Consider the following 631-nt stretch of genomic DNA (forward strand, 5'->3'; position numbering starts at 1 on the left):
CCACTCTTGGCATCGACACCAATGTGGGCCTTCATGCCAAAGTGCCACTGATTGCCTTTCTTGGTCTGATGCATCTCCGGATCGCGTTGCTGCTCTTTGTTCTTGGTAGAGCTGGGTGCCTCAATGATGGTGGCATCCACCAAAGTGCCTTGGGTCATCATGACGCCTGCTTCGGCCAGCCAGCGATTGATGGTCTTGAACAATTGACGGGCCAGTTGATGCTGCTCGAGCAGGTGGCGGAAATTCATGATGGTGGTGCGATCCGGCAGGGCGCTATCCAGGGATAATCGGGCAAACAGGCGCATGGAGGCGATTTCGTACAGGGCATCTTCCATGGCACCGTCGCTCAGGTTGTACCAATGCTGCATGCAGTGAATACGCAGCATGGTCTCCAGCGGATAGGGCCGTCGGCCATTGCCCGCCTTGGGATAAAACGGCTCGATGACAGCGGTCATATTCTGCCATGGCAGAATCTGCTCCATGCGGGAGAGGAAAATCTCTTTTCGGGTCTGACGGCGCTTAGTGCTGAATTCACTATCGGCGAAGGTGAGTTGATGGCTCATGATGTCCCTCTGGGATGCGCTCCGGATGAATATGATGATCTCATATCAGGAACTTGTTCGCACCTTCC

The 631-nt window shown here is 54.7% G+C and carries 1 pseudogene; it reads right to left on the reverse strand.

The features are described from left to right. Nucleotides 1-563, reverse strand: a pseudogene (locus BV390_RS30430) (IS5-like element ISKpn26 family transposase); the annotation flags it as partial. Nucleotides 564-631 lie beyond the last annotated feature (68 nt).

Origin of the sequence: Klebsiella sp. YJ, from assembly GCF_002108615.1 — a bacterium.
GTDB lineage: Bacteria > Pseudomonadota > Gammaproteobacteria > Enterobacterales > Enterobacteriaceae > Klebsiella > Klebsiella planticola.